Consider the following 9026-nt stretch of genomic DNA (forward strand, 5'->3'; position numbering starts at 1 on the left):
GTGCGCAGCGACGTCGCGGTCAAGATCTTCGGGGACGACATGGACGTCCTGAACAAGTCGGCAGAAGAGATCTCTTCGATGCTGCAGAAGATCCAAGGGGCATCGGAGGTGAAGGTCGAGCAGACAACCGGGCTGCCGATGCTCACGGTGAATATCGACCGCCAGAAGGCGGCTCGCTATGGCCTGAACGTGGCCGACATCCAGGACACGGTGGCCACAGCCATCGGTGGACGTGAAGCCGGAACGATGTTCGAGGGTGATCGGCGATTTGACATCCTGGTGCGCCTGCCCGAAGCGATCCGCAATGACATGGAAGGCATGAAGCGACTGCCCATCCCGCTGCCTCGCTCAGCGGGCACTGCGGAAGCGCGGACCAACTTCATCCCACTTGCCGAAGTCGCTTCCTTTGAGCTCGCCCCCGGCCCTAACCAGGTCAGCCGCGAGAACGGCAAGCGGCGCATCGTGGTGAGCGCCAACGTGCGCGGCCGCGATGTGGGCTCCTTCGTTGCAGAAGCCGAACAAGGCCTGGCGCAGATCAAGATCCCGACGGGCTACTGGACAAGCTGGGGCGGCACGTTTGAGAACCTGCAGTCTGCCTCCAAGCGCCTGCAGATTGTGGTGCCCGTCTCACTGTTGCTCGTATTCGTGCTGCTGTTCGCAATGTTCGGAAATGCCAAGGACGGCCTGCTGGTGTTCACGGGCATTCCTTTCGCGCTGACGGGGGGCATCCTTGCGCTTTGGCTTCGCGACATCCCCATGTCGATCTCCGCGGCAGTTGGCTTCATCGCACTCTCAGGGGTCGCGGTGCTCAACGGCCTGGTGATGATCTCCTACATCCGCACGTTGAGAGAGGAAGGCGTTGCACTGGACGATGCGATCCGTGAAGGCGCGCTGACACGTCTGCGTCCCGTGCTCATGACGGCACTCGTTGCTTCTCTGGGCTTCATCCCAATGGCCATCGCTACGGGAACCGGGGCCGAGGTGCAGCGCCCGTTGGCCACCGTTGTGATCGGCGGCATTCTTTCCTCGACGCTCCTGACGCTCTTGGTCCTGCCCATCCTTTATCGCCTGGCCCACAAGCCTGACGAGCAGGTTGAGGACGTGACCGCAGAACCTGTACACCCAGTTCCCTCCGCCCAGTAATGGGCCTTCGGGCCCCGCAGTTTGCGGGGCCCATTTTTTATTCTGTTCAGCAAAGGAAATCCAATGAAAGCAACCAAGCTTCTCCTCGCACTCACCGTATTCATTTCCGGCGCAGCAATCGCCGCAGACAACCACGACACAAAGCCGCTGCATGGCGGTGTAGTGGCCCAGGCAAAAGACGTGGACTATGAGCTTGTGTCCGGCACCGACAAGCTGCAGCTCTACGTCCGCGACCATGGCAAGCCTGCAGACGTTGCTGGAATGGCGGCAAAGGTCACGCTGTTGACCGGTACTGAGAAGCAGGACGTCCAGCTGTTGCCAGTCGATGGAAAGCTGGAAGCTTCGGGCAGCTTCAAGGTGGCTGCGGGCACGAAAGCCGTTGCTGCGGTCACCAAAGGCGGCAAGCCCGTCGCCTCCGTTCGCTTCTCTCTCAAATAGTTCAAGGCTCGACGAGGCGCTCGCATGTCATTGCACCGCTGCCGGCGCCTCTTTCAATGCAGACAACAGCAATTTGAAAAAGGCTTAGCCCATGGGTCACGGACTAGCGGCTAAGCTGATTTGGATATGGATCAGCTTGATCGCCACGGTGCTGACCTTCTGGCGGTTGCGTCACATATGGTTGAAGCGCCACCCGGAGCGCAACAAGAGCCTCAAGTACAGCCAGCGCTTGGCCAAGCGCATGCGTGACCGAAGGTTGGCCCAAACTCGAACCCAGCGACGAACCGGCTCGGATCGACAACCTCGCCTCTAACGCGGGATGCCGATGTCCGGCGCACTTGGATCCCTCAGCCGATGCGCCTGCAGGCCGCGGAGATGTCCAGCTCCTGTTCATAGGCCTGGGTCGAGACGTCCATCAGTCCGAGCACTGAGTGAAAAAGATTGTCATGCGACAAGGCGGTCGACGACTTCTCTTTCAAGCACTCGCTGTTCATCATGCGACTCTTCTTGAAGCCTTCCGACAGCCACCAGACCATGGGCACCTTGGTCTGTTCGTCAGGTGCGATCGCCCTGGGCAAGCCGTGAAGAAACAGCCCTTTCTCGCCCAGTGACTCACCGTGGTCGGACACATAGAGCAGCGCTGTATCGAAACGGCTCTCCTGGCGCTTGAGAAAGGCCACGGCCTGGCCCAAGACATGGTCGGTATAGAGCACCGCATTGTCATAGGCATTCACGATGCTCTGGCGATCGCACTTGCGCAGCTCGCCCGTGTCACAGGTGGGTTCGAAGCGTCTGAAAGCTGCTGGGTAGCGCTTGAAATAGGCTGGCCCATGGTTGCCGAGCATGTGCAGGACCACTACCGTTGTGGTGTCAGAGGCTTCGACGACTGACTCTAGCCCGTGGAGAAGCACCTCGTCATGGCATCTACCATCAGAGCACATTCCTGCAGCTGCAGTTGGGTCCACAGGGATCTCATTGAGCCCATCGCAGACGCCCTTGCATCCTGACTGGTTGTCCTTCCAATGCACAGAAACTCCGGCCCGTGAAAGAACGTGTAGTAGCGACTCGGATGAGCGAATTCGGGCTTCATCATAGCCTCGCCTTCCGATCGCGGAGAACATGCATGGAAGTGATGTCTCCGTATCTGTGCCGCAGGCCGTGACGTTGCCAAAGTTGACTACGTTCAGCGTCTGAAGGTTCGGAGAAGTCTGCCGCTCATAGCCGTTAAGTCCCCAATTGCCAGCACGCACTGTCTCTCCCACGACGATGAAAAGCAGCTTCGGCTTCTGGGGGAGGGTTGGCACTGCCATGCGAGCATCCAGGCCCACGGGCTGCCTGACCTTTGGCTTTTCGACATCGGCCGACAGGACGCGAGCTGTCGAGTAGATCACGTTGGCGGGAGTTATGAGATAGCGCAGCTCCTTCTGGTTTCTCATCAACGCCGAGAAGTCCTGGAAGATGAGGAGCACAGCGGCTACCACTGCCATCGCGCATACGGCAGCAAAGACGAGGCGTCGCAGCGTCGCGCGCCATAAAGAGGTCTTAGTGAGGCGAATTCGCCATATCGCCCACAAGGGGACCACCGAGTACAGCGAGACATGAGCGATCAAGCTCCAGCTGATCAACTCGCTGGCTTCAGCAGTGTCCGTCCGCAGCACATTGCGCAGCATGCTGGGATCGTAGTAGACGCCGTAGCGTTGCATGTAGAAGGTCGCAAAGGCTGCAACCAGCACAGATGCCGTGAGCAGAGGGCGAATGCTCCACCTGGCCACAGCGACGCTGAAGATCAGCCCGTGCAGCGCAATCAATGAAACCATCAGTGCGCCGACAAACACCCATGTGTCGGGTGACTCCCAACTGCGGCCAGCCGTACTCGCCCTCAGAAAGGAACCGTTGTAGGCCAGCGCCACGTACGCGCTGATCCACAACACCAACCCCTCTGTTGCCATAAAAGGGCGTCGCAGGAGCAACTGCCCCAAACTGGCAGGCCATCGCCCAGGCTCCGCGAAGCCGCGCTGTCTAAAGCTCATCTCACGTCGAGGGCATTGATCAGTACGGTGAGTCGACCCACAATGGATCCGTATGTACTGAAGTGAAAGTTGGCTGTCGTAGCAGGTCTACCGTGACGCTCTGGAGGCCAGCCAGGGAGCACCTGATATGTCGGTTCGCTTGGTGTGCGGCAGATCACCTGCCATGCAGCTCGTTAAGCCGCTCCTTCTCCTGCGGCGTCATGCTGAGATACTCGTTTCGGACTTGCTCTCGGGTCTTTGCTGATCCAGTGGGCTTTGCAGGCACCACACCGCCTCGGGACAGAATGGCCAACGACCCGTCTTTGCGAGCAGCGTCGACAGTCCGCTGCACTTCGCCGCGCATCAGGTCATCGGAGATGTGGCTCGGATGCGTAGTTGCGCCGATTTCGCCACCTGCTTCGTGATACAGGGACGAAGCCATTGCCGCGCTGGGGACCAGAAATGCCGCCGCGGTCAGCGAGAGGATGAGTTTTGCCTGCTTGTTCATGGTGTTGACCCGTTGGTGTGGCCCTCGCGGCGTGCGACGACCTTGAACGAACTCTAGAAAGGCAGGGGCGACAAGTTGCCAACACTCAGATTACGAATTTGTAATCGACTCTGCGGCCGATCTCCAGGAGAATCAACGAATGAAAATCTTGGTCATTGAGGATGAGATCAAACTTGCCGAGTACCTCAAGAAAGGGCTTGGCGAAGCGGGGCACAACGTCGACATCGTTCACAACGGTGTCGATGGGCTGCACATGGCACTGGAGGGCGCGTACGATCTGCTGATCCTCGATGGCATGCTGCCAGGCATTGACGGGTTCACGCTTTTGACGGCGTTTCGCAAGACAAAGCAGACCCCGGTCCTGATGCTTACCGCACGGGTCAGCGTTGAGGATCGGGTGCGCGGCTTGCAAACCGGTGCTGATGATTACCTGGTCAAACCCTTTGCCTTCTCAGAGCTATCCGCCCGCGTGCAGGTGCTGCTTCGCCGGGCGCACGGCGCCAAGGATGCCGGCGAGCCGACCGTGCTGGGCATCGCGGACCTTGAGCTCGACCTGATACGCCGCAAGGCTACGCGCGGAGGTCACAGGCTTGAACTCACGGCAAAGGAGTTCTTGCTGCTCGCATTGTTCCTGCGACGCAAGGGCGAAGTTCTTTCTCGCACCGAGATTGCTGAACAGGTTTGGGACATGAACTTCGACAGCGACACCAATGTGGTCGAGGTGGCGATCCGGCGTCTGCGCACGAAGATGGACTTGCCCTTTGACAAGAGCTTGCTGCACACGGTGCGTGGTATGGGCTATGTGATGGAAGAGCGAGAACAATGAACTCCTTGCCACGCGCGCACTCGCTGCGCGCACGCCTGTCGCTATGGCTCGCTGTCCAGAGTTTTGTAGGTTTGGGTGTCGTCTGCCTGGTCGTCTACATGGTCACCGCCCACAATCTCAACCAGCGCCAGATCGAAACCCTAGCTCAAAAAGAAGCGATTGTCAGGCACCTGTTGAGCAACATCGACGAGCACGCCAAGGAAAGCTCGCAGGAGCATCCGTTGAGCGATTTCCTGATTGGGCACGAAGATTTTCGCGTGCTCGTCCGCACCCAGGATGGGGACATGGTGTTCCCGAAAGCTGCACCATCCCCGGACAATTCTCGGAGGGTGTCGAGGATGTTCGCCGTCCAGCCCACCGACGGAAAAGGCCAGACTTTCAACGTCGACTTGTCAATGAACATCTCCTCCGATGTCCAGCACCTGAACCGGCTGGCCATCACGTTGGCGATCGCCGCCGTCGTGGGAACCTTCGTCATTTCGCTTGGAGGCATGTCCATCGTTAGCTACGGTCTGGCCCCTGTGCGACGGCTCGCGCACCAACTCAGATCCCTGTCTGCGGACAACTTGCGTCCGCGCCTGGATGGCGCTGGCCAGCCCGCAGAACTTGTTCCTCTGGTGGAGCAGTTCAACGGCCTGCTCGGCCGGTTGGATCTGGCATACACCCAACTCGAAGGATTCAACGCAGACGTGTCGCATGAGCTTCGCACTCCTTTGGCAACGCTCGTTGCCAGCAATGAGCTTGCGTTGCGTCACCCAGCGAACTTTGATATGGAGGAAGTGCTGTCCTCCAACCTTGAGGAGCTCCACCGCCTCGCTGGCATCATCAACGATATGCTGTTTCTGTCAACGGCGGACAGAGGTGCGACTGCCAGGCGCTCATTTGTTCCCAGTCTTGCAGCAGTTGTCGAGCGGGTGGCCGAGTACCACGAGGCAGCCTTGGCGGATGCTGATCTGCGCCTGAAGATTTCTGGAGATGGGACAGGCCATTTTGATGAACCGCTGCTCAGGCGTGCCGTCTCCAACCTGATTGGCAACGCCACCCAGTACGCCAAACCCGGTACACAGGTCGAGGTGAACATCGCCGTCGTGTCAGACACCGAGGTGAGCCTGGTCGTCGCGAACCAAGGTGAAACGGTCTCACCTGAGATCCTGGGGCGAATATTTGATCGGTTCTTTCGCGCCTCTGCTTCACGGGAGCACGGGCAGAAGAACCATGGCCTGGGTTTGGCAATCACCTCGGCGATTGCTCGCATGCACGGAGGCCGCACGACCGCAGCCAGTGTCAATGGAAAGACCGAGATCGGCCTTGTACTGGTCAAGACGGTGGCATAGTTCCAGAGACACTACTCAGTGTTGCCAGTCAAACCACGATAACGAGGATTTGACGGGCAATTTAAGCAGCTCTGGATCAGGGTGCGGGAACGGCCGGGACCGGTGCACCAACGCGGCGTGCAGCCCAGCTGGGGTGCTTCTGGGAGCGTTCCAGGTCAGCCAGTACTTCTTCGCGGGTCACGGCCTTGCCTTTCACTGGAACTGGTGCACCGAAGCGGTGGTACTGCCACGTGCCGTCCTTCTTGGACTGGTCCATCTCGGCGAGGACCTGTTCGCGCGACTTGCCAGGCTCAGCATGTTCTGGATGGGTGGTGTAGCCCAGTTCGGTCGGCGCAGAATGGATGACGCTGCTCCCCATCGCGGGCGCTGCGAGGGCTACGAAAGAAAGGGCGGTGAGTACGGTACGAACTGCCATCAGATATCTCCTTGGTTGGAATCAACGTGCCCTGCAGACCGCACCAACCGTTGGACGCTCTACATTGCACGTGTGACAGTCTGCTGACCGTATGCCGACAAGTTGCGCACCAAGAGATTACAAGTTCGTCATGTATTCGCAGCACCCAGAAGCCAAGGAGGCACTTTGAAGCAGCGCACTCAAGCCAGGGGGCCTGAGGAAGGAGCCGACGTCGCTGCACTGCTCACATCCGCTGCGAGCCATGCACGACCGAAGCCAGTGACCCGGCGAACCGTTGCCGAGCCCGATCCGCCTACGTCCGGAAGATCTGCTTCAATCATCCCTGCCGCAGAGAGCAGACGAAGCAGTTCGATGTCCCCTGCCTTCCTTACCTGTTTTGGCAAAGTGCCAATATCGATCTGTCGAAGAAACTCCAATGGCATGCTGCTCCCCTTGCATCGTGTAGAGGTGTCGCGGCCTGACCGACGTCCCGATCTGGATGCCTTCACCCATGGCACTGTGGGCCCGTCTCAAGCCCGATTCGTGCGCTTGGCATGCCAGCGCGTAGATTTCGGTCACCCTCTGCCCTGCCCGCATGAGCCGCAAAACTTTGCGTTGGGTGCCAATACCGCAGAGCACTTGGTGCACTGCGTTGCGACCATGCTGGTGCCACACTGCTGGCAGAACTTCGCGCCTGGCTGGTTCGCGCAACCGCAACTCGCGCACGCGATGAGATTCGCTGGTCGCTGGGTGTTGGGTCCATCGCTATAGCCGCGATTGTGGTCGCTGTCTCGGTAATTTCCGCCATGGTGGCCGCGGCCGCCGCCGCCGTGATGTCCGCTGAAAAGCTTGTTGAAGAAACTCATCACTTACTCCTGCGCATGTTGTGATGGGCTTATTTGAAACCTTGTGGTGGCTTCAAGGTCAACGCATTTCGACTGATACGGGCCTAGATTACGCAGATGTAATCTGCGCGATAACTCAGCGTTATCCGGCCCTCTTCACAGGGTCGATTTTTTTCATGTTTTACATGGACGCGGCCTTTCGGCGTGCAGGTTCCCGGGCTGAGCTACTACAATTTTCGAATGCGTTCCAAACTGCTCGCTCTGCTCATCGCACTGTTGCCCTTGCAACTGTGCTGGGCGGCAGTGGCTCCTTACATTCACGAGGACGCACGCGGCGCCGCGCACATTGCCGGTGTGCATGGCCTAGAGATCATGCAATCGCAAGAGGGTCCTCTTGACGTGAGTCCCGCGCTCCAGATCGGTCTCGATTCTTCGCAGAAAGCGGATGCCTCCGGCGTGGACGTGGACTGTGGCGTCTGCCATTCGCACAGCCCTGCTGCTCCACAGCACAGTCTTATGACTGCGATCGCGGTGGCCCATGAACTCTTTGGTGCAATCGCGTTTGCGCCCAAGGCTCCTCCCACGCCCCTTCGCCCTGAACGCCCGCAGTGGCTCGCCCTGGCCTGACCAAGGCGTCGGTTCCTCACCGGAACCGCTGCTGACCCGCGAGCCAGCCTGCACTGCTGCAGCTGGCCTGTCTGTTCGTTTCAGGGAGTTCTCATGGTCTTTGCCGACGTTTCGCGCGGCCTACTGATCTCATGGACGCGTAGCACCACACGGGGGCGCGCTTTCGAATCTCGCACGCAGGGCTTGTGCCCATGAGCCGGTCTTGGCTGACGCTACTGTGCGCTTGGCTGGTTTCGATCGCGGCCACCGGTGGTGCTGTGTTCATCGGCGAAGTCATGGGCATGACGCCGTGCGTGCTGTGCTGGTACCAGCGCATCGCCATGTTCCCTATCGCTCTTGTACTTGGCATGTCGCTGTACGCGGAAGACCGCCGAGGAGCTGTCTACGCGTTGCCGATGGCACTCACTGGCTTGGTGATCGCTGGGTATCACAGCCTCCTGGTGGCGGGGCTTGTTCCTCAGACGTGGATTCCCTGCTCTGCAGGAGTGTCTTGTGCCAACCAGAAGCTCAGCATCTTCTTGGGTCTGGAGCTGCCCTGGCTCTCTTTCTCATCCTTCGCTGCCATAGCAGCGTTCCTCTTCGTCTACTTGCGCGGAACCCGTCAATGATCTCTAAAAAAGCAATCGTCGCCCTCGTGCTGATCGTTTCTGCAAGTGCCTTCGCTGTCGGTGCATACGTCTACCAGCACAACGCACTGGGGGAGAAACAAGCGGTTGTCATCAGCCAGTCCGAGCACCTCGTGCGGATGCACTCACCTGTCCTGGTGACCTTGCCCCTGTTTCGTGTAGTTCTTAACCCACGATTCACGCGGCCTTTTTGCGCTGTGCCTCGTACCAGCGTTGTTCGTACTGCATCGGGCTGAGGTAGCCCAGCGAGGAATGCAGCCTGCGGTGATTGTAGAA

At 59.2% G+C, this 9026-nt stretch carries 11 protein-coding genes; 6 read left to right on the plus strand and 5 right to left on the minus strand.

The window, feature by feature from the left end:
- On the plus strand, positions 1-1143 hold a 1143-nt coding region (locus ISS20_RS21315; protein ID WP_291439339.1), incomplete at its 5' end, for an efflux RND transporter permease subunit.
- 63 nt (positions 1144-1206) lie between these two features.
- Entirely contained in the window at positions 1207-1581 is a 375-nt protein-coding gene (locus ISS20_RS21320) for a hypothetical protein (RefSeq protein ID WP_288852723.1), read from the plus strand.
- A 347-nt stretch (positions 1582-1928) separates the two neighbouring features.
- Here the strand turns inward: ISS20_RS21320 and ISS20_RS21325 are convergent, their stop codons facing one another.
- Both ISS20_RS21325 and ISS20_RS21330 read right to left on the minus strand, forming a co-directional pair.
- Positions 1929-3530, minus strand: a complete 1602-nt coding sequence (locus tag ISS20_RS21325) for a phosphoethanolamine--lipid A transferase (RefSeq protein ID WP_199227653.1) — start codon at positions 3528-3530, stop codon at positions 1929-1931.
- Between the two features lie 235 nt (positions 3531-3765).
- Positions 3766-4098, minus strand: coding sequence for a DUF4148 domain-containing protein (locus ISS20_RS21330; protein ID WP_108497731.1), 333 nt, complete (start codon positions 4096-4098; stop codon positions 3766-3768).
- A 139-nt stretch (positions 4099-4237) separates the two neighbouring features.
- Between ISS20_RS21330 and ISS20_RS21335 the strand changes: the two genes are divergently transcribed.
- Entirely contained in the window at positions 4238-4924 is a 687-nt protein-coding gene (locus ISS20_RS21335; protein ID WP_108497732.1) for a heavy metal response regulator transcription factor, read from the plus strand.
- On the plus strand, positions 4921-6258 hold the full coding sequence (locus ISS20_RS21340) for a heavy metal sensor histidine kinase (RefSeq protein WP_108497733.1): 1338 nt from the start codon (positions 4921-4923) through the stop codon (positions 6256-6258). The genes ISS20_RS21335 and ISS20_RS21340 overlap by 4 nt, the downstream gene beginning before the upstream one ends.
- A gap of 76 nt (positions 6259-6334) precedes the next feature.
- On the opposite strand, the gene ISS20_RS21345 is transcribed toward ISS20_RS21340, so the two are convergent.
- Together ISS20_RS21345 and ISS20_RS23695 are read right to left on the minus strand one after the other, a co-directional pair.
- Entirely contained in the window at positions 6335-6673 is a 339-nt protein-coding gene (locus ISS20_RS21345) for a DUF4148 domain-containing protein (RefSeq protein WP_108497734.1), read from the minus strand.
- A gap of 554 nt (positions 6674-7227) precedes the next feature.
- Positions 7228-7518 (minus strand): zinc ribbon domain-containing protein, encoded by a 291-nt coding sequence (locus ISS20_RS23695; RefSeq protein ID WP_108499596.1) that lies wholly within the window; start codon positions 7516-7518, stop codon positions 7228-7230.
- 219 nt (positions 7519-7737) lie between these two features.
- On the opposite strand from ISS20_RS23695, the gene ISS20_RS21350 reads away from it, so the two are divergent.
- Entirely contained in the window at positions 7738-8124 is a 387-nt protein-coding gene (locus tag ISS20_RS21350) for a hypothetical protein (RefSeq protein ID WP_108499597.1), read from the plus strand.
- A gap of 191 nt (positions 8125-8315) precedes the next feature.
- Entirely contained in the window at positions 8316-8732 is a 417-nt protein-coding gene (locus ISS20_RS21355; RefSeq protein WP_108499598.1) for a disulfide bond formation protein B, read from the plus strand.
- Positions 8733-8927: 195 nt separating this feature from the next.
- Here the strand turns inward: ISS20_RS21355 and ISS20_RS23700 are convergent.
- Positions 8928-9026 (minus strand): IS3 family transposase (locus ISS20_RS23700; RefSeq protein WP_366827632.1); only part of this gene is annotated, 99 nt, incomplete at its 5' end.

Source organism: Acidovorax sp. (assembly GCF_016783915.1).
GTDB lineage: Bacteria > Pseudomonadota > Gammaproteobacteria > Burkholderiales > Burkholderiaceae_C > Acidovorax.

Coding starts and splice junctions, on each gene's coding strand:
- ISS20_RS21350 (WP_108499597.1), top strand. CDS start 7,738: ATGCGTTCCAAACTGCTCGCTCTGCTCATCGCACTGTTGCCCTTGCAA.
- ISS20_RS23695 (WP_108499596.1), bottom strand. CDS start 7,518: ATGAGTTTCTTCAACAAGCTTTTCAGCGGACATCACGGCGGCGGCGGC.
- ISS20_RS21320 (WP_288852723.1), top strand. CDS start 1,207: ATGAAAGCAACCAAGCTTCTCCTCGCACTCACCGTATTCATTTCCGGC.
- ISS20_RS21335 (WP_108497732.1), top strand. CDS start 4,238: ATGAAAATCTTGGTCATTGAGGATGAGATCAAACTTGCCGAGTACCTC.
- ISS20_RS21355 (WP_108499598.1), top strand. CDS start 8,316: ATGAGCCGGTCTTGGCTGACGCTACTGTGCGCTTGGCTGGTTTCGATC.
- ISS20_RS21345 (WP_108497734.1), bottom strand. CDS start 6,673: ATGGCAGTTCGTACCGTACTCACCGCCCTTTCTTTCGTAGCCCTCGCA.
- ISS20_RS21325 (WP_199227653.1), bottom strand. CDS start 3,530: ATGGCAACAGAGGGGTTGGTGTTGTGGATCAGCGCGTACGTGGCGCTG.
- ISS20_RS21340 (WP_108497733.1), top strand. CDS start 4,921: ATGAACTCCTTGCCACGCGCGCACTCGCTGCGCGCACGCCTGTCGCTA.
- ISS20_RS21330 (WP_108497731.1), bottom strand. CDS start 4,098: ATGAACAAGCAGGCAAAACTCATCCTCTCGCTGACCGCGGCGGCATTT.